Origin of the sequence: Amedibacterium intestinale, from assembly GCF_010537335.1 — a bacterium.
GTDB classification, from domain to species: Bacteria; Bacillota_I; Bacilli_A; order Erysipelotrichales; family Erysipelotrichaceae; genus Amedibacterium; species Amedibacterium intestinale.
Window position 1 is genome coordinate 24,003 of sequence record NZ_AP019711.1, and the last position, 20,605, is coordinate 44,607.

At 34.4% G+C, this 20,605-nt stretch carries 16 protein-coding genes; 12 read left to right on the top strand and 4 right to left on the bottom strand.

Annotation, left to right across the window (positions count from 1 at the left end; translation table 11 throughout):
* Positions 1–140 precede the first annotated feature (140 nt).
* The 4 genes from A9CBEGH2_RS00105 to A9CBEGH2_RS00120 all read left to right on the top strand — a co-directional run bounded on the left by A9CBEGH2_RS00105 (position 141) and on the right by A9CBEGH2_RS00120 (position 6,689).
* The gene (locus tag A9CBEGH2_RS00105) at positions 141–2,552 is read left to right on the top strand and encodes a glycogen/starch/alpha-glucan phosphorylase (protein ID WP_163104088.1); all 2,412 of its coding nucleotides are present in this window, start codon (positions 141–143) and stop codon (positions 2,550–2,552) included.
* Between the two features lie 83 nt (positions 2,553–2,635).
* Positions 2,636–4,756 carry a type I pullulanase gene (gene pulA / locus A9CBEGH2_RS00110; protein ID WP_163104089.1) on the top strand — a complete coding sequence of 707 codons (2,121 nt, stop codon included), beginning with the start codon at positions 2,636–2,638 and terminating at the stop codon, positions 4,754–4,756.
* Between the two features lie 113 nt (positions 4,757–4,869).
* Positions 4,870–5,724: a DegV family protein gene (locus tag A9CBEGH2_RS00115; RefSeq protein WP_163104090.1), complete on the top strand. Its 855-nt coding sequence runs from the start codon at positions 4,870–4,872 to the stop codon at positions 5,722–5,724.
* Between the two features lie 113 nt (positions 5,725–5,837).
* Positions 5,838–6,689, top strand: a complete 852-nt coding sequence (locus A9CBEGH2_RS00120) for a DegV family protein (RefSeq protein ID WP_163104091.1) — start codon at positions 5,838–5,840, stop codon at positions 6,687–6,689.
* A gap of 77 nt (positions 6,690–6,766) precedes the next feature.
* Here the strand turns inward: A9CBEGH2_RS00120 and A9CBEGH2_RS00125 are convergent, their stop codons facing one another.
* Genes A9CBEGH2_RS00125 through A9CBEGH2_RS00135 form a run of 3 tightly spaced genes read right to left on the bottom strand, consistent with a single transcriptional unit; the run spans position 6,767 to position 8,631 of the window.
* Complete coding sequence (locus A9CBEGH2_RS00125) at positions 6,767–7,528, bottom strand: anti-sigma-I factor RsgI family protein (RefSeq protein ID WP_163104092.1); 762 nt, start codon at positions 7,526–7,528, stop codon at positions 6,767–6,769.
* Positions 7,515–7,997: an RNA polymerase sigma factor gene (locus A9CBEGH2_RS00130; protein ID WP_115715632.1), complete on the bottom strand. Its 483-nt coding sequence runs from the start codon at positions 7,995–7,997 to the stop codon at positions 7,515–7,517. The genes A9CBEGH2_RS00125 and A9CBEGH2_RS00130 overlap by 14 nt, the downstream gene beginning before the upstream one ends.
* Positions 7,998–8,055: 58 nt before the next feature.
* Positions 8,056–8,631: a hypothetical protein gene (locus A9CBEGH2_RS00135; RefSeq protein WP_163104093.1), complete on the bottom strand. Its 576-nt coding sequence runs from the start codon at positions 8,629–8,631 to the stop codon at positions 8,056–8,058.
* A 143-nt stretch (positions 8,632–8,774) separates the two neighbouring features.
* On the opposite strand from A9CBEGH2_RS00135, the gene uvrA reads away from it, so the two are divergent.
* The 4 genes from uvrA to trxB are packed head-to-tail and all read left to right on the top strand — an operon-like array spanning position 8,775 to position 14,932.
* On the top strand, positions 8,775–11,597 hold the full coding sequence (gene uvrA, locus A9CBEGH2_RS00140; RefSeq protein ID WP_118277420.1) for an excinuclease ABC subunit UvrA: 2,823 nt from the start codon (positions 8,775–8,777) through the stop codon (positions 11,595–11,597).
* 4 nt (positions 11,598–11,601) lie between these two features.
* Positions 11,602–12,549: an HPr(Ser) kinase/phosphatase gene (hprK, locus tag A9CBEGH2_RS00145; RefSeq protein ID WP_115715629.1), complete on the top strand. Its 948-nt coding sequence runs from the start codon at positions 11,602–11,604 to the stop codon at positions 12,547–12,549.
* A gap of 11 nt (positions 12,550–12,560) precedes the next feature.
* The gene (lgt, locus tag A9CBEGH2_RS00150) at positions 12,561–14,030 is read left to right on the top strand and encodes a prolipoprotein diacylglyceryl transferase (RefSeq protein WP_163052454.1); all 1,470 of its coding nucleotides are present in this window, start codon (positions 12,561–12,563) and stop codon (positions 14,028–14,030) included.
* The gene (gene trxB, locus A9CBEGH2_RS00155) at positions 14,009–14,932 is read left to right on the top strand and encodes a thioredoxin-disulfide reductase (RefSeq protein WP_118361348.1); all 924 of its coding nucleotides are present in this window, start codon (positions 14,009–14,011) and stop codon (positions 14,930–14,932) included. Before lgt ends, trxB begins: the two co-directional genes overlap by 22 nt.
* 57 nt (positions 14,933–14,989) lie before the next feature.
* On the opposite strand, the gene A9CBEGH2_RS00160 is transcribed toward trxB, so the two are convergent.
* Entirely contained in the window at positions 14,990–15,841 is an 852-nt protein-coding gene (locus A9CBEGH2_RS00160) for a helix-turn-helix transcriptional regulator (protein WP_163104094.1), read from the bottom strand.
* A gap of 178 nt (positions 15,842–16,019) precedes the next feature.
* Here A9CBEGH2_RS00160 and A9CBEGH2_RS00165 point away from each other — a divergent pair, with 178 nt between their 5' ends.
* The 4 genes from A9CBEGH2_RS00165 to A9CBEGH2_RS00180 are packed head-to-tail and all read left to right on the top strand — an operon-like array spanning position 16,020 to position 20,500.
* Complete coding sequence (locus A9CBEGH2_RS00165; protein WP_163052458.1) at positions 16,020–16,886, top strand: phosphatase PAP2 family protein; 867 nt, start codon at positions 16,020–16,022, stop codon at positions 16,884–16,886.
* A 1-nt stretch (position 16,887) separates the two neighbouring features.
* The gene (locus A9CBEGH2_RS00170) at positions 16,888–17,790 is read left to right on the top strand and encodes an ROK family protein (RefSeq protein ID WP_163104095.1); all 903 of its coding nucleotides are present in this window, start codon (positions 16,888–16,890) and stop codon (positions 17,788–17,790) included.
* A 3-nt stretch (positions 17,791–17,793) separates the two neighbouring features.
* Positions 17,794–18,915, top strand: coding sequence for an alpha/beta hydrolase (locus tag A9CBEGH2_RS00175; RefSeq protein ID WP_163104096.1), 1,122 nt, complete (start codon positions 17,794–17,796; stop codon positions 18,913–18,915).
* A gap of 16 nt (positions 18,916–18,931) precedes the next feature.
* Positions 18,932–20,500 carry a carboxylesterase/lipase family protein gene (locus A9CBEGH2_RS00180; RefSeq protein ID WP_163104097.1) on the top strand — a complete coding sequence of 523 codons (1,569 nt, stop codon included), beginning with the start codon at positions 18,932–18,934 and terminating at the stop codon, positions 20,498–20,500.
* Positions 20,501–20,605: the final 105 nt, after the last annotated feature.

Genomic DNA, 20,605 nt, shown 5'->3' on the forward strand with positions numbered 1-20,605 from the left:
CATTCTTGGATAACCATTAAAAACAAAGCAACATAAGGAGCATATACTATATAAGATAGTTTATGAATTTAGTAAATGAATTTGCAAATGGTTATAAACAAGAGTAAAATGAAAGTGTTGCGATAGGAGGTAACATACCAATGGCAAATACATTAGAAATTAAAGAACAATTCAAAGAAGATTTTAAAAGAAGGATTGTTGAACGCTACGGTCGCCCTTTGGAACAGGCTCATATTACAGAAAAATATATGACATTAGGAGAAATGGTTAGAGATTATGCCAGTATAAACTGGAGTGATAGTAAAAATGCTGTTGCTGAATCAAAAAGTAAACAAATGTATTATTTCTCTATGGAATTCCTAATGGGACGACTATTAACAAATAATTTAATGAACTTAGGAGTTTATGATGTAGTGAAAGAAGGACTTGCTGAACTAGGTATTGATCTAAATGAATTGGAAGATTTAGAAAGTGATGCAGGACTTGGAAATGGAGGCTTAGGAAGATTGGCTGCTTGTTTCCTTGATTCGCTAGCTTCTTTAAATTTACCGGGAAATGGAAACTGTATTCGATATGAATATGGATTGTTTAAACAAAAAATTGTAAATAATGAACAGGTAGAAGTTCCTGATCAATGGCTATCTTTAGGGAATGTCTGGGAAGTTCGTAAACCTAAACATGCAGTCGATGTAAAATTTGGCGGACATGTAGATATGTGGATGGGGGAAGATGGAAAAGCTGTCGTTAATCACTATCCAATTCTTGTTGTTCGTGCAGTGCCTTATGATGTACCTATTGTTGGATATGATACAAAAGTTACAAATACGCTTCGTTTATGGAGTGCAGAGGTCGCAGATGATGCGTGTGATGCAGCAAGTTTAAACGAATATGTTAACGAAGTACGTGAAATATGTCGTAATGTATATCCCGACGATTCTACGGAACATGGAAAAAAATTACGTTTAAAACAAGAATACTTCTTTGTTGCGGCTGGATTAAACAATATTATAAAAACACATATGGAGACATATGGAACATTAAGCAATTTTGCAGAGAAAAATGCCATTCAGTTAAATGACACACATCCTGTATTATGTATTCCAGAATTAATGCGTATTTTACTAGATGAATACAAAATGGAATGGGATGAAGCTTGGAATATTACGAAGAAAACAATGGCATATACAAATCATACCGTATTAAGTGAAGCACTTGAAAAATGGCCAATTCAATATGTACAAGAATTATTGCCACGTGTGTATATGATCATAGAAGAAATAGATCGTCGCTTTAAATATGCATTGTCTCATGAATTTGGACGCACTGATTTAATAAATGAATGTGCCATTTTAAAAGACGGTCAAGTGCATATGGCGAATTTAGCAATCGTTGGTTCTCACAGTGTAAATGGAGTTGCGGCATTGCATACAGAAATTTTAAAGAATGATGTTTTAAAAAACTTCTATGAAATTTATCCATCTAAATTCAATAATAAAACAAATGGTATTACACATCGCAGATGGCTTTTATACTCTAATCCTCAGTTAACAAAATTGCTGGAAAAAACAATTGATTCTGACTTTAAAAAACATCCTGAAAAGTTAGAAAATTTAATGAAGTATGTAGATAATGAAGATTTACAGAAAGAATTTATGGAAGTGAAGATGGAACGTAAGAAAATTCTTGCGAAATATATTAAGGATACATTAAATATTGATATTGATGTTAATTCTATTTTTGATGTACAGGCAAAAAGACTTCATGCATATAAACGTCAATTATTAAATATTATGAATATTATGCATTTGTATTTCAAAATGAAAGAAGATCCATCTTATAGAATTTATCCAAGAACCTTCATCTTTGCGGCTAAAGCAGCGCCATCTTATACGTTTGCGAAAGAAGTTATTAAACTAATTCATTGTGTTGCAGATAAAGTTAATAACGATAGCGATGTTTCACCATTCATGAAAGTTGTCTTTATACCAAATTATGGTGTTTCTATTGCGGAAATTTTGATGAATGCGGCAGATGTTTCAGAACAGATTTCTACTGCAGGTAAAGAAGCAAGTGGAACTGGTAATATGAAATTTATGATGAATGGTGCGATTACTCTTGGTACAATGGATGGTGCCAATGTGGAAATCGTAGAACGTGTCGGTATGGAGAATGCGGAAATCTTTGGACTTCGTGCAGATGATGTAGCCTTGATACATCGTGAAAATTCATACGATGTATGGAAAAAATATCATCAGAATCCTGAAATCAAACGTGTGGTAAACAGTTTGATTGATAATACGTTCTCATCTGATCCAAAAGATTTTAAATTGATTTATAACGAACTAATGTTTAAAAATGATGAATATCTTCTGTTAGCTGATTTTGAAGCATATGTACATGCACAAAATCGTGTAGAAGAACGTTATAAAGATAGAAAAGGATGGGCTAGAATGTGCCTGGTAAATATTGCACAGTCAGGATATTTCTCAAGTGACCGTACGATTGAAGAATATGCAAAAGAGATTTGGAATATTGAATCTGTAAAAATGTAATAGATAATTTCAAGGCACGAATATTCGTGTCTTGAGGTTTTTTTATAAAGAAAGTTTGATATAATTAGACTAGGTGATGAAAGATGCGACAGCAAACATATTATGAAGCTTATCTTGACGATTTTGATAAAATTGTAGTGTATCTATCTAGAAACAGTTATGGTGGAAGCAGCAATCGCTTTTATGTAAAAGATGACGATGGAAATATATATAATCTTCTTATACAATCTGTAGAAACAACACAAAATAATTATACAAAGTATACTCTATTGTTAAATGAAGAATTGGAAATTGGAAAAGAATACTATGTTGTACATCAACATGCACGTGCTGTCATTTTACAATACAGCGCTATTGTGAAAACGCAGCGCTTTGATGACATGTTTTACTATGATGGTGCTGATTTAGGATACACTTATAACAACAAGTATACATCTTTTGCCTTATGGGCACCTTGTGCAAGTCGTGTAAAATTGGAAATTGCGAAAAACAATGTAACATATACGTATGAAATGCAAAGAACAGAAAAAGGAGTATTTCGCTATTCTGTATTAGAAAATCTGGAAAATGCAACTTATGTATATTTTGTCAGAGTAAATGGAGAATGGAAAGAAACAATTGACCCTTATGGAAATGCATCAATAGAAAATTCTCGAAGATCAGCTGTAATTGATATGAGAAAAATAAAGGTAAAAGATTATCCTTTACCAGAAATGAAAACAGCATGTGATGCGATTATATATGAAGTCAGTGTACGTGATTTTACAAGTCAAAAGAGTACAGGAATACTACATAGAGGAACTTTTAATGGATTTGTAGAGGAAAATGAATATACAAAAGAGAAGTGTACAGGATTTTCATATTTAAAATCATTAGGCATTACACATGTGCAGCTGATGCCGGTTATGGATTTTGGTTCTGTGAATGAGATTTATCCAGAATTGCATTATAACTGGGGATATGATCCAATACAATATCGTGTACCGGAAGGAAGTTTTTCCATAGCTCCGCAAAATCCATATGATCGAATTTTTGGGCTGGTCAATCTTGTGGAGGAATGTCATAAAGCAGGAATTCGTGTAAATCTTGATGTTGTATTTAATCATGTATATGATAAGGAAACCCACTTTTTTGAAAATACAGTGCCTAATTATTATTTCCAAATGAATGAACAAGGGGATTTTTCTAATGGTACGTGGTGTGGAAATGATATAGACAGCAAACGTAAGATGTGTGCAAAATATATTGTGGATACTTGTATTTATCTAGTGAAAACCTATCATATTGATGGACTTCGCTTTGATTTGATGGGAATTCTAGATTATCATCTGATGAATGAAATACAACAAAAGTGCAAAGCTTTAAATCCGAATTTTATGGTTTATGGAGAAGGCTGGGATATGCCAAGTTTTTTAGATTACCGAGAAAGAGCAAGTATTGTAAACAGTTTTAAAATGAATGAGGTTGCTCATTTTTCTGATCGTTTTCGTGATGTTGTAAAGGGTAGAACCGGAGCACATGAAGTAAATGTAAAGGGATATTGCAGTGGGGCTGTTTATTTGATTGATATCATGAAAAATGTTATGAGTGGAAGCTGTACTCATGAAGGAATGGATCCTATGTTTGCCAATCCAAGAAATGCAGTTAATTATGTAGAATGCCATGATAATATGACAAGCTGGGATAAGCTGAAAGAATGTTGTAAAGAAGATAGCAAAGAAATACGCATTGCGCGTCATAAAATGATGATTGCAGCTGTAATGTTTGCGCAAGGAATTCCGTTTTTACATAGTGGTCAGGAATTTGCACGCAGCAAACATGGGTTGTCCAATACGTATGAGGAAAGTGACGATGTAAATAAGCTTGATTATGAAAGAAGAAATCAGTATCAGGATATTGTGGATTGTACAAAAGATTTAATAGAAATACGAAAGAATCATGCATGCTTACGTTATGCAGAAAAAGAAGAAGTTGAAGAAAATGTTCGTTTTTCCAGTATTGAACAGCAGGTATTGCTGTATCAATGTAAAGACAGTGAAGAAGTTTTAACAATTTTCTTTAACCCTACAAATGGGACTTTCCATTATGAATTCGATCAGGATCAAACATTGATTTATTATAATAAGAAAATTGAAGAATCTGGCTGCAGGCATTTAACGATCGCACCTTTTAGTGTTATTGTCGCATGCCATAAATACTCATAAAGAGTATAGATTAAACAAATATATTTGACATTCAAAGCATTTTTGATATAATGAACAAGAATCTTCTTCACAGAGCAATCTCTGTGCCAAAACAATAAGAAGGAGGAAAGATAATGAAAATTGCTGTTGTTACAGATAGTGGAAGTGGATATACTGCAAAAGAAGCACAAGAGAATGGGTTATTCTTTTTGCCTTTGCAGGTTATTGTGAAAGATAAGATGTATTTAGATGGAGTGGATCTTTATACAGAAGAATTATATGAAATGCTTAGAAATGGGGAAATGCCAACAACTTCTATGCCTCCTATGGGACGTATTGAAGAGTTGTTTGAGAAATTAAAAGAAGAAGGGTATGAAGCTGTTATTGCAGTTCCTTTAACTGCCGGATTATCATCCACAAGCAGTGTTATGCAGGCGGCGGCAAATCGTCATGATGTAGATTTGCGTATCATTAACTGTTACAGTACTTGTATGATTCAGCGTTATTTGGCAGATAGTGCAAAAGCATTAGCAGATAAGGGATATGATGCAGATGAAATCGTTCAGCGTTTAAATGTGTGTGTAGAGCATAGTGATACGCTAATTATTCCAGATGATCTTCAACATTTAAAACGTGGGGGAAGATTAACTCCTTTGGCTGCCGCTTTAGGTGGTTTATTGAAAATTAAACCTGTTTTAAAACTTAATGAAGACAGCGAAGGAAAAATTGATGTTTTTGATAAAGTAAGAACAATGTCTAAGGCAATGAGCAAAGCAGTTTCTACTTTTTCAGAAGCAAATCTGGATGAAAATTATCAGTTGTTTGTTTTGCATAGCGGCGTACCAGAAGAAGGAAACAAACTGAAAGAAATGCTGAAAGATAGTTTCGCAAATAATGATGTATACTGCGGCTTGATTAGTGCTGTTATATCATCACACACAGGTCTTGGATGTTTAGGTATTCAATATATCAAAAAAATAGAGATATAAAAATTTAAAAAGGGGATATAAGACATTGTGTTGTCTAACACTAGTGAAGAGTATCTCTTTTTTTCTTTTAGAATATGCGGTATAATATAAATGTAATATAGGAGGAAAAGTGTATGAAAGTAGCTTTTGTTACAGATAGTGGAACTGGAAAAACAGTATCTGAATTAAAACAGGATGGAATCTTCAGTGTACCTTTACAGGTAAGTTATGATAATACAAACTATCAGGATTTAGAAGAGTTAGGAATTGAAGAAATGTATAGACTGATGAGAGATGGAGTCATGCTTTCTACATCGCTTCCTTCTTTAGGAAAAATTGAAGCATTGTTTGAACATCTGAAAAATGAAGGATATGAACAAATTTTCGCAGTTCCTATTTGTACAGGATTAAGCGGCACAATTAATGCTATGCAAATGTGCGCGAAAACGGTAGGAATTCTTTTTGATTATGTAGATTGTAATGTGACGGCTGTTGTTCAGGATTATATGATTCATCTTGCGAAAGACTTGCATGAAAAAGGAAAATCAATTTCTGAAATAAAAGCAGTATTGGAATCTGTCGTTGATTCTACAAATACGTATTTGCTGCCAAATGATTTGCATCATTTAAAACGTGGTGGAAGGTTAACACCACTGGCAGCTACCTTGGGAGGATTATTAAAAATCAAACCGATTTTAATGATTAACAAAAATACTTCTGGAAAAATTGATGTTGCGGACAAGGTTCGTACAATGCATAAGGCTATGGATAAGGTCATTCAGCGAATGAAAGATGAACATGTCAATAAAGATTATATGATTACAGTAGCACATGCAGATGATATAGAAGAAGCATGTTATTATATGAGTAAAATAAAAGAAGCATTTCCTGACGCAAAACATCAGATTATTAAACTGGTAAGTGTTGTAGGAGTGCATACAGGTATTGGATGTCAGGCAGTTCAGTATTTTAAAATGGTAAAGTAAATAAAAACACTGCATAGAAAGATGTATGTTTGCATCTGTATGCAGTGTTTGTTTATAAAGGGATTTTTAGAAATATTTTACCTTTTTTGTACGGATTGCTGTTTGTGATGTTTTCCTTTCTGTTTTCCATGATGTTTTCCTTTTGAGGAAGTATCTTCATCATATAAGGCTAAAATATCGTATAGTTCTCTCATACTTTTACTTTTTAACTCTGTTTCACTGTAGGTGGAATCATACAGCAGAATTTCTTGTATAACACTGTATTTTCCAAAAGAGATTTTCTGTTCTCTAGAGCGTTCAAAAGTATCTTTATTTGGGCAGGAACAGTGATATTTTGAAGAAGAAAGTCGTTCTTCAAGAAAGTCATTGATCTGCTTTTCTAATTTGTTTTCCTGCTGTTTCTGTTCACTGTATATTCCAATTTCTAAAAAGCCTTCTTTCATATATTCTTGAAAAGCAGTATCCTGCATCATTAAATTCATACCTTCCATTAATGTTTTCCCTTTTAAAGATGTTACAAAAGATAAGTTTTTGACATCTTCATTATAGGATGTGACATCAATAATGATATTTTTTTCATTGACTGCCCACTCCATGCTGGGGTTAATGTCAACACTGATATAAGATATGGAATCTAAAGACGATACGGGATTGTTTTTAACAGACTGCCTTGTAAGAAAGGAAGGAAAGATAAATAGTAAAAGAAGACATGAAGTAATGAGAAGTGCAAGTGCTGGCTTTTGATAGGGGTGTTTTTTTTGTTTGCGCATAACATATGCCAATGTCTTATTTTTAGTTTCCTCACTGGCATGAATATCATTGAATTCATCGAAATGCATCAAGATCACCTCCTAATAAATCCTTAAGTTCATCTTTTGCACGTTTTAACCAGGTGTGGATGGTGTTTTCTTTTTTGTGAAGAATATCTGCAATTTCTTTTATTTTATATCCTTCATAATAGTGCAGATAAATTACCTTGCGGTAGTTTTCATTAAGTTTGTAGAGAGCATCAAGCATATAAGATGTGTTTTCCTGGGAAATGCCATAGGTTTCTATAACATCACTTAAAGAAGCATGCTTATGAAACCAGTCCCTGTATGTGCTTTTACAGGCATTCATGGTAACTTTTACAATCCATGCTTTTTCATGTTCTCTATCATTAAAATCTTTTGCCTGCGCATATTTTAAAAATACTGTCTGAAAAATATCGTCAATATCAGATTTTTGTTTTTTATGCAGACAGCAGATTTTTTGTACAAGATCGCCATATTGATGAATGGCATACGTCATTTCTTCTTCACTCTTCATACATCTTCCTCATAACTGCCTGTATTATACTATGATAGCTGTATACAAGACAATTTTTTTACATGTTCTTTCTTGGGCAATTTGGATTGTTGCCGCTGCCATCTTGTTTTCTTTGACGCATACCATTACCATTACCATTAGGATTATTGACAGTATTATTTCCATCTAGACAGGAACCATCTTTTTTTCTCAGACGATTACCATTTTGAGCAGTGTTAGTGTCTTTTGTGTTTTGAAAAGAATTTTGTTTACCCTGCTGCGTACCATCGCAGTTAGGATTGTTGGCAGTATTATTTCCATCTAGGCAGGAGCCATCTCTTTTTCTTAGACGATTGCCATTTTGAGCAGTGTTAGTGTCTGCTGCATTTTGATAAGAATATTGTTTGCCCTGCTGTGTACCATCACAGTTAGGATTGCTGGCAGTATTGTTTTCATCTAGGCAGGAGCCATCTCTTTTTCTTAGAAGATCACCGTTTTGTTTGGCAGTCGTGGTTGCAGCTGCTTCCTGCAGCGTTATGCCTGTATTTGCCTCTGATGTCTCTTCTTGTGCCTGCAAATTCCATAATTGGACACCTGTGAATAACATCCCTGCTGTTAATGCTGTGCTAAATAAAATTTTTGTTGCTTTTTTCATAGAAATCATCTCCTTTTCACTTATAACACGCAGCTAGAGGTAAAAACCTTTCAAAAAAAGAAAAAAATTTTTATGATGGGTAAAAAACAGACTTTTTAGGAATACTAATGTATAATATAGAAGAATGTTTTGGAGGTGTTATCATGAACCATGACTATATTGATATTAAAGGGGCACGAGAAAATAACCTGAAAAATATAGATTTAAAAATACCAAGAGATAAGTTTGTCATAATGACCGGGGTAAGCGGATCTGGGAAAACATCTCTTGCGTTTGATACGATATATGCAGAAGGACAGCGTCGCTACGTAGAATCTTTAAGTGCATATGCTCGTCAATTCTTAGGAAACAGTGAGAAACCAGATGTGGATTCTATTGAAGGATTATCTCCTGCAATTTCCATTGACCAGAAAACTACCAGCAACAATCCAAGGTCTACAGTAGGAACGGTAACGGAAATATATGATTATCTTCGTTTATTATATGCACGTATTGGAGTTCCTTATTGTCCAACACATAATGAACCGATTACTTCTCAAACCATTAAGCAGATGGTAGATCGAATTATGGAACTGGAAGATAAAACACGTTTAACGATTTTATCTCCTGTTATAAAAGCGAAAAAAGGAACGCATAAAGACTTTTTGGAAAAGCTAACCAAAGAAGGCTATATCCGTGTACGCATTGATGGAGAAATGCGTCTTTTGGAAGAAGTAGATGCATTAGAGAAAAACAAAAAACATGATATCGATGTGGTAGTGGATCGTATCGTTAAGGGAAATGATCGTTCCCGCTTGCACGACTCACTGGAAACGGCTTTAAAATTAAGTGATGGATTGGCAGTGGTTGCGTATAATGAGGAAGAAATTTTATTTTCCAGCAATTATTCTTGTAAATACTGCGGTTTTTCTGTTCCTAAATTAGAACCTAGACTGTTTTCTTTCAATGCTCCTTTTGGAGCGTGTGATGCATGTAAAGGATTAGGAATTACACAGAAAGTAGATGTGGATTATTTGATACCGGACAAAAGCAAATCTATTGCGGAAGGTGGTATTATATATTATAAAAATATATATGGTACAGAGAATCTGGAGTGGCAGAAGTTTGCGGCGTTACTAGATTATTATGATATTGATGTACATAAACCAATTAAAGATTTTACAAAAAAAGAACTGGAATATGTATTATACGGTTCTAAAGATATCATTGATTATAAACTGCATTCTCGAAGTGGAACGCAAATGAAAAAAAGTGAATTTATAGAAGGTGTTTGTACTTTAATTGAACGACGTTATATGGAAACAACTTCTTCCAGCGCAAGAGAATGGTATGGTACGTTTTTAGCGGAAGCACCATGTCCAAAATGTGGTGGAAAACGTTTGAATGAACAGGCTTTAAGTGTGCGTGTAGGAGGCTTGAATATTTATGAATGGACAACGATGTCTGTTAAGCAGGCCGTAGCCTTTATGCAGGAGTTAAAGCTTAGCAAGCAGGAAGAAGATATTGCTCGTTTGATTTTAAAAGAAATCCGTGAGCGTTTAAGTTTTCTGCATAATGTTGGTCTTGGGTATTTAACATTGGATCGTCTGGCAGGAACATTATCTGGTGGAGAGGCACAGCGTATACGTCTAGCTACACAGATTGGTTCTCATTTAAGTGGTGTTTTATATGTGTTGGATGAACCTAGTATTGGTCTTCATCAAAGAGATAATGATCGCTTGATTAAAACTTTGAAAGATATGCGTGATTTAGGAAATTCTTTGATTGTTGTAGAACATGATGAAGATACTATGCTGGCAAGCGATTATATTGTGGATATTGGTCCTGGGGCTGGTATTCATGGTGGAAATGTTGTGGCAGCAGGAACACCTGAAGAAGTTATGGCAAATCCAAATTCTTTAACAGGACAGTATTTAAGTGGAAAATTAAAAATTGAAGTTCCAAAGAAGAGAAGAAAAGGAAATGGAAAAAAACTGGAAGTTGTTGGGGCAAGTGAAAATAATCTAAAAAATGTCAGTGTGAAACTTCCATTAGGTACCTTTACGGTGGTTACCGGTGTCAGCGGTTCTGGAAAATCTTCTTTAGTGAATGAAGTCTTAAGCAAGGGAATCATGCATGCGCTAGGAAGAACTCGAATGAAACCTGGAAAATGCAAGAAAATTAAAGGCATTGAAAATATTGATAAAATTATTGATATTTCACAGGATCCAATTGGGCGTACCCCTCGAAGCAATCCTGCAACCTATACAGGTGTGTTTGATGATATACGAGAATTGTTTGCGCAGACACCAGAAGCAAAAATGCGTGGTTATGAAAAGGGACGTTTTTCTTTTAATGTAAAAGGAGGACGATGTGAAGCCTGTCAGGGAGATGGAATACTTCGTATTTCGATGCACTTTTTACCAGATGTATATGTACCTTGTGAAGAATGTGGTGGAAAACGTTATAATGATGAAACTCTGCAGGTTACCTATAAAGGGAAAAATATTTATGATGTTTTGGAAATGAGCGTGGAAGAGGCATTGGAATTCTTCTCTAGCTTGCACAAAATTAAACATAAGCTGCAGACGTTAAAAGATGTTGGACTGGATTATATAAAACTAGGACAAAGTGCTACCAGCCTTTCAGGTGGGGAAGCACAGCGTGTAAAATTAGCCAGTGAACTGCAAAGAAAAGCGACAGGAAAAACCCTGTTTGTACTTGATGAGCCAACAACAGGTTTACATACACATGACGTTAAAAAACTAATAGAGGTATTGCAGCGTATTGTGGATAATGGAGATAGCGTGCTTGTCATCGAGCATAATCTGGATGTTATTAAATGTGCAGATTATGTTATTGATATAGGAGCGGAAGGTGGAGATGAGGGTGGAAACATCATTGCATGTGGAACACCGGAGCAAATTGCACAGGTAGAGGAAAGCTATACCGGAAAATACTTGAAAAAAGTATTAGAGAAAGGGTGAAAATATGGAAGCAGAGCGTAGTGTTGCGGTTGAAAAACTGACAAAGGCTTTTGATATTGAACAAATAACAGGAGATAAAGAATCTTTAAAAAGACGTATTTCCATTGCGGATACAAATCGTCCTGGTTTAGAATTAGCTGGTTTTTTTGAAAGCAGTCAAAGAAAACGTCTAGTCATTTTAGGAGATAAAGAAATTGCGTATATTGAAACGATGAGCCAGGCAAAGCAAAGAAAGTCTTTTGATTTTTTGACTGGAGAAGAAACACCGGCAATTATTATTACAAAAGATCACAAATGTCCTGAAATTTTACGCAGAATTGCTAAACGTAAAAACTTTCCTGTTTTCTTATCCTCATCTCCAACTTATCGTTTAATTGTGAATATTGTGGCATTTTTAGATGAAGAGCTGGCAGAAAATGAAAGTCTTCATGGCGGACTTCTTTCTATTTATGGAAAAGGAGTTTTGATTCGTGGAGAAAGCGGTATGGGGAAAAGTGAAATAGCTTTAGAACTAATCAAAAGAGGACATTTGCTGGTGGCAGATGATCGTGTAGATTGTTATCGTATTCATAATAAAATTATTGGTAAGGCACCGGAATTGTTACGGGATATGCTGGAAATTCGCGGAATTGGTGTTATCAATGTTGCACGAATGTTTGGGGTATCTTCTGTGCTGTCAAAAGCGGAAATAAATTTTGAAGTCGTTTTGCAGGCATGGGATAAAGATAAGGATTATGATCGTGTAGGAATTGAAGAGAAAAAACATGAGAATATTTTAGGACTTGAGATACCTAAAATTATTCTTCCAGTTAGAGAAGGACGTTCTATGGCAGTTATCATTGAATCTGCAGTTACTAATTTTATGCTGAGTGAAATGGGCTTAGATAGTGCCAAAGAATTTGAACAGCGTGTATTAAGCTACATTGCGAAAAATCAGACAGAAAGTGAATAAGGAGGAATTCTATGCAGTTTTTTCCAGATATGAGCACATTTATCAAAATTGGAAACTTTCAAATCACATGGTATGCGATCATTATTTTGACAGGCGCATTTTTAGCTTATTATTTAACTCTTCGCCAAGTTAGAAAATGGGGATATAAAGATGAAATTTTTGAAAATTTCTTCTTATTGTTATTGCCAATTGGAATTCTTGGGGCAAGAATTTATTATGTAATCTTTGAGTGGGAACAATATGCGGCAGATCCTATTTCTATACTTTATATATGGAATGGGGGACTTGCGATTTATGGCGGTATTATTGCAGGTACGATTTTTGGAATCTTTTATTTCCGTCATTATCGTATTGATATCTTACGTATGGCAGATGCCATCTTTCCTAATTTGATGCTTGCACAGGCAATTGGAAGATGGGGAAATTTTATGAATCAGGAAGCATATGGCGGTATTGTTAGTGCTGATTATTATGCTCATTGGCCGGCTTTTATTCGAGATAATATGTACATTGATGGATATTTTCGTCAGCCTACCTTTTTATATGAAAGTATTGGAAACATCATAGGTTTTATTCTGATTACATTTGTATATAAAAAATATGGAAGAAAAAAACGTGGCGATTTGATGTTTGCATATTTATCATGGTATGGGATGGTACGTTTCTTTGTGGAAGGATTACGAAGTGATTCTTTAATGATTGGAAATATTCGTGTCTCACAAATGCTGTCACTGCTGCTTGTTTTAGCTGGTGTGCTTGGTATTTTGGGAGTATGGCATCGTTTGTTTAAAAATGTATGGCCGTTTAAAAAGCAGAAACCAGCCGTTATCTTTGACTTGGATGGAACACTTGTAGATACAAAAGAATTAATTTATAAATCATTTATTCATACTTTTGAAAAATATAAACCTGGTTATCATTTAAGTGAAGAAGAATTAAAATCTTTTTTGGGACCAAGTTTAAAAAATTCTTTTTTACGTTATTTTGATGAAAGTCAGATTGATGAAATAATTGCATATTATCGTGAATTTAACCATGCGCATCATGATGAATATATAAGAGAAGTACCTAATGTGGAACAAACGTTAAAGTATTTAAAAGAGAATGGCTATCCTTTAGCGGTTATGTCAAATAAGTTAAGTGATATTGTAAGAATGGGACTTCAATGTTTTAAACTTGAAGATTATTTTGAAGTTATTCTTGGAGGAGAAGAAATCAGTGAATCCAAGCCAAGTCCACAAGGAATTTTAGAGGCATGTGAAAAACTGCATGTTCCACATGATAATGTAATTTATGTTGGGGATTCTCCAACGGATATTCAGGCATGTAAAAATATGGCTGCTTTTTCCGTAGCGTTTGTATTAGAGGAAAGCCGAAAAGAAGAAATGGAAAAAGAAAAGCCATGTGCATTGATTCAAGATATGAAAGAGTTAATAACTCTTGTAAAGGAGGATAAAGAATGGAGCGACACTACGATTTAGTTATTATTGGAGCAGGGCCTGCAGGAATGACAGCAGCAATTTATGCAAGTCGAGCTGGACTTAAAACAGCAATGTTAGAAATGGGAGCACCTGGAGGGAAACTGATTAAAACATATGAAATCAGCAACTGGCCAGGAATTAAAGGTACCAATGGCGCAAAGCTTGCGAATGATATGTTTGAGCATTCTACTCACTTTGGTGCAGAATACTTGTATGGAAATGTTGTGAAAGTAGAAGATGGAGAAGAGTATAAAACAATTATTTGTGAGGATGGTACAGAGTATAAAGCGAAAGCAGTAATTGTAGCAACAGGTACAAAAGAGCGTATGATGAATATTCCAGGCGAAGAAGAGAATGTTGGACGCGGTGTTTCTTATTGTGCAGTATGTGATGGAGCATTCTTTAGAAATCAGGAAATTGTAGTCATTGGCGGAGGAAACTCCGCATTGGAAGAAGCCTTGTATTTAAGTGAAATTGCCAGCAAGGTATATGTTGTTATTCGACGTGATGTATTCAGAGCAGATGAAATTGTACAGAAAGCAGTAGAAGAAAATGAAAAGATTGAAGTTATTCGAAAACATGTACCACTTCGTGTAATAGATGATGGAAATCGTGTAACTGGAATTGTTCTTCAAAATGTTGATACAAAAGAAGAAATGACAGTAGAAACACATGGTATTTTCCCATATATAGGTTTAGATCCAGCAACTTCGTTCCTTGAAGGATTGGATGTTTTAGATACATATGGATATATGACAGTCGATGAAAACTGTGAAACAAAAGTAAAAGGTATTTATGGAGCAGGGGATGTCATTCATAAAAACCTGCGTCAGGTTGTTACCGCAACAAATGATGGGGCAATTGCAGCACAGCATGCATTTCATGAAATAAAAAAAATATAAGTAATAGAAAAGATTCTATACATATTGTGTATTCTTATACAGTGTATAGAACCTTTTTTACTTTGTCTTTTTTTGATGGTATAGACGATATTGATAAGGTGTTTGATTATAATATCCCTTGAAAGAGAAGATAAATGATTTCACACTGGAAAACCCATATGCATAGGCAATATCCTGCATGCTTTTTTTAGAATATACAACATCATTTATACTAGAATTTAAACGGTAATTGGTAAGATATGTTTTGAAATTAACACCAAAAAGTGATTTAAAAAGACGACTTACATATTCTGCATTTAAATGAAACCTTTCCGCAAAATCACAAAGAGATATATCATGTTTATAATTTGTTTCTATATAATCCAGCATATCACGCTGTAGTTTTTGATTGTTTATATAACTTTTATCAATATTTTCTATTTGATAACTTGTTACCAGAATATGAAGAAGCATATATACGTAGGCATCAATTTTTAACTTATCATATTTTTTTGGAGATGTAAGAGATTGATAAAAAAAGTTAAAAATCTCAAAAAACATGGGGTGATAAGGTTTATCGTAAATATCAAATACAAGAGAATCTATGGAAGGAATTGCTTTTTTTAAAAAGTCATAAGGGATAATGAGCAGCAATACCTCCGATGTAAGGTTATCAGATGCAATCTGATGAATTTGTGCACTGTTCACAAAAATAAAGTCCCCCTCATGTAACATACGAGTTTTGTTTTGAATCGTTAATTTCGCACTTCCTTTACGAATATAAGAAAATTCAATACTACGATGCCAATGAGGAGGGATACAAGTGGTGTCGATAGGAAAATTGGAAGCTTTTATTGTTTCGGCATTGATAAGATGAATCATGACATCCTGATCAGGATTTGGTTTTATAATTTCATAAGTTGATTTCATATATGAATCACTCACTTTCGTATTTTGGGAATTTAAAACAAATAAAAACGTTTTCAATACATTAATTATATCAAAAAAAGGGAATTTTTAAATCAAAATAAGGAAACAAATAGAAAAAAGAAAGATATATAATAGTTAGTGTAAACGGATACATTGTATAGTAAAGGAGAGATATATCATGGAAAGTGGTTTTCATAAAAGAAATGCGATTCTTATCGCAATCGTTTGTTTTGTCTGTATGCTGATAGGATCTTTTTATGATTATCAAATATCATCTGCAGTATTTAATACAGATAGCTGGTTTGGAATTCTTGGGGCAGCCTATGGACAAATGCCAGTATCTTTAGGACTTATTCTAAGCAGTGTGTTGCTTTTTTCCATAATGGAAAAAAGAATGTGTATAAAAAGTGTATTGCAGGGAATTGCCTGCGTACTTATGTGTCTTCTTGGAGCAATGCAGATGTGGATGGAACCCATGATGTATATACCAGATATGAACATGGTGTTCAATACGATCATAAATATTGTGATCATTGGGGGAAGCAGTTATTTGCTGCTGCGTTATACAAAAGGCAGAGATCAACGCGAAGTGATGAGAGTTGTTAAGTTTATTATATTCGTTATTTTTGCACAGTTAATTTTGATCAATATTATCAAACCTCTTGCGGCAAGACCTAGAATGCGAATGCTGGAGGTTACACCGCAGGCTCATTTTCAAAACTGGTGGGAATTTGGCACTGCACAAAAAACCCAGCTTATGGCAATGCTTGGCATAGCCAGTGAAGAATTTAAGTCTTTTCCAAGTGGACATACGGGAAGTGCAGCAGTGTTATTGGCATTCTCTGTCTTGCCTTTGTTACATCAGGATAGTAAAAAAGCAAAACAGTGGTTTTGGATTGCGGTTGTGGTAACCATTCTTGTTGCTTTTTCAAGAATTGTTATGGGAGCACATTTCTTAAGTGATGTTACGATGGGATTTAGTGTGTCTTTCCTATGCAGCTTTGTTGGTTATAGAATATTCTTTAAGGAAAGGAAGGTAAAATAAAATGAGTTATATTTTAGGATTGGATGTTGGAGGAAGTGCTATTAAATATGCACTTATGGATAAAGAGGCAAACTTTATAGAAAAGGGTACGATACCTACCCCATTAGATACAAAAGAACATTTCATAGAGGCGATTGTTTCTATTTACAATAAGTATGAAGATAAATTAGAAGGTCTTGCCCTTAGCATGCCGGGAAATATAAATAGTGATACAGGACATATTGATACACCAGGGGCATTAGAGTTTAATTATAATACCAATATTTTTGATTCTATTCATGAAAAAATTCCAAATATAAAGATTTCTGTACAAAATGATGGAAAGTGTGCAGCATTGGCAGAACTTTGGATGGGAAATTTAAAAGATGTAAAAAATGGTGCTGTATTAGTATTAGGATCTGGAATTGGCGGAGGTCTTATTGCGAACAGAGAATTGCTTACAGGAAGTCATTTCTTTGCGGGAGAGTTATCGTATTTGATCGAAAATCCTGAAAGTGTTGGCTTTGAAAATGTATTTGCTATGCATGGAGGTACCGGTGCTTTATGTATGAGAACAGCTGCTTTAAAAGGATTAAAAGCAGAAGATGTTGATGGAAAACAGGTGTTTGAATGGATCAAGCAGCAAGATAAAGATGCATTAGAAGCATTTGATCATATGACAACGCATTTGGCCACACAGATTTTTAATATTCAATGTTTTATTGATCCAGAAATTGTATGTATTGGTGGAGGCGTATCAAAACAGCCTTTGGTTGTGGAAAAAATTAATGAGAAACTGAATAAAATTTATGAAAAAATGCCATTTCCTACACCGCGAGTAAAAGTTACAACTTGTAAATACAACAATGATTCTAATTTAATTGGTGCACTTTATAATTATATTCAACATGACAAAGGGGAATAAGTTATGACAAGAAAATATGATATACGATTATTAGAAAAACTAAAAGAAAGAGAAGGAAAAGGAAACTATAAAGGACAGGAATTGATCATTAAGCGTTTGCCAGACTGTGATGAAGATGGGGCAATGGATCCTAGACTTTTTGAAGATCAAAAAAAGATGTTAAAGATGTTGAAAATCATGCCAATGTTTATGGTGAAGAAAATGATGAAAGTAGATCCAGAACATATTGATAATTTAAGAGAAATGTTCAATGGAATTAAATCTGTACCGGTAGTTACCAGAGAGATTACAACAAAAAAACATGAAGTAGAAACTGCCAAGGGAATCACATGTGATGTTTATCAGTATACAAATGAAAAAACAACAAAAGAATCACCTGTTTTATATTACATTCATGGTGGTGGATTTTTTGGAGGACATCATGGTGTTGTCGAAGAATCTTTGAAACTGATGGTAGAGAAATTTGGTTTTACGATTTTTTCGGTAGATTATCGTTTGGCTCCTGAACATCCTTATCCAAATGGACATGAAGATGTATATGCGGTATTAAAATGGATTTATCAAAACGGGGAAATGTTAAATATTAATCCTGAAAAAATTTGTGTAGCTGGAGATTCCGCAGGAGGAAATCTAACACAATATTGTTCAACAAAAGATAGAGAAGAAAAAACAAATATGGTAAAAGCACAGCTGTTATTATACCCAACACTAAATATGTGTGGAGTTGAGGATGAATTTTTCAAATGGGATATCTCTTTGTATCCTATGATACCATCACAGAAAAAAGGATTAAGCAAGATGTTAAAGATGTTTGGTGGAATGACAGGGGGATTGGAACCTTTATTAAAATGTAAGAAAGAAGATGTATGTGGTCCTTATTTAAACCCATATACAAGAAAAGATCCTGAAAACAATCCGCCAACATTTGTAACGGCTGGAGAACATGATTATCTTAAAGTAGAAACTTTGGCATGGGCTGCAAAGCTTCATAAAGCTGGAGTAGAAACAAAAGCCATCGTTTATAACGGTCTAGGGCATGCCTACTTTGATAACTGCGGAGTATTGCCGCAAACAGAAGACTGTATAGAAGAAATGGGAAAATTTATTATAGAACATACAAAATAGAAAGGAAGCAGATAGTATGACTGTTCGATTTGAATATGATGGATTACCAATTATTAAAACAACAAGCGGGGAGTTAAAGGGATACAAATATGATGGAATTTATACGTATAAAGGAATCCCTTATGCACATGCGAAAAGATGGCAAATGGCTGAATTATCTTCTTGGGATGGTGTATTTGATGCGACGAATTATGGACGTGTAGCACCTTTGATGATGCAGGATAATCCAAAAGGAGAAATGAAGTGTCCACATATGTACTGGCCACAAGATGAAGATTGTTTATCTTTAAATATATGGACAAAGGATGTAAATAAAAAGAAACCAGTTATGGTATGGATTCATGGAGGAGGTTATTTTGCGGGTTCCTCTATTGAACAGCTTGCATACGATGGGGCAAATATTGCAAAGGAAGATTGTGTTTGTGTATCTTTGAATCATCGTTTGAATATTCTTGGGTTTCTTGATTTAGAGCCATTTGGGGAAAAATACAAGAATTCTGCAAATGCAGGACTAGATGATATTGTTAAGGCACTCACATGGATTCATAACAATATTGAAGCCTTTGGCGGAGATCCGGATAATGTTACTTTATTTGGACAATCTGGTGGTGGAATGAAAATTAGTTTATTGATGCAGATTCCTGCAGCAGAAGGGTTATTCCACAAAGCTATCATGATGTCTGGAATTGGTGGAAACTTTATGCCTCCATGTCCAAGAGAAAATGGAGATGGAACCTTAATCGTTACCAAAATGCTGGAAAAACTTGGATTAAGCGTAAACGATATAGACAAGCTTGAAACAATGCCATATCAGCAGGTATTTATGGCTTATGGACAGGCTATGCCGGAAGTTGTGAAAATGGGAGGATATGTAGGAAACAATCCACGTATTGATGATTACTGTTTAGGGGAAGGAAATATGAGTGAATTTACGAATCAGTCAAAAAATACACCGGTAATCATTGGTTCTGTATTTGGGGAATTTGGTGGATTTATGCCTCTTCCATTCGCAAAACATGAAGTATCAGATGAAGTGGTAAAACATGCATTAGAAGAAAGATTTAAAGAAAATACAGACGAATTGATTTCTTTGTTTAAAGAAGCATATCCAAATAATGCGATTGCAGACTTACTTGTTATTGACACCTTATTTAGAACATTAAACAATCAATTTACAAAAGATAAAGCAGCTTTGCATCAAGCACCTGTATACAATTATTTATTTAATGTGGACTTCCCATTTGATGGAGGAAGTGCTGCATGGCATTGCAGTGATATTCCTTATTTCTTTGGAAATATTGAAAAAGCACCTTATACAAACAGCATTCCTTATGCAGAAAAACTGCAAAGTGAAATGTTTGGGGCATTTTTGGCATTTGCGAAAACAGGAGATCCAAATCATGATGGTATGAAGCACTGGGACCCATCTACAGAAACACAAATTCATACGATGCTGTTTGGTAAAGATACGCATCAGGAAATTAATCATGATGAAAAACTGATGGCAAAATTAAAAGAGGTATTACCTGAATTAACAGCGGACATGTTAATGACAATGATGGATGATATGAATATTCAGCATTAAGAAAGCAAGCAGAAGACGATAAGTGAGGTTCTTCTGCTTTTTTTTAAAATATTTTCACTTAATTTTGTATTCTTATGGATTCATTTCGTAATGAATTATGAAGAG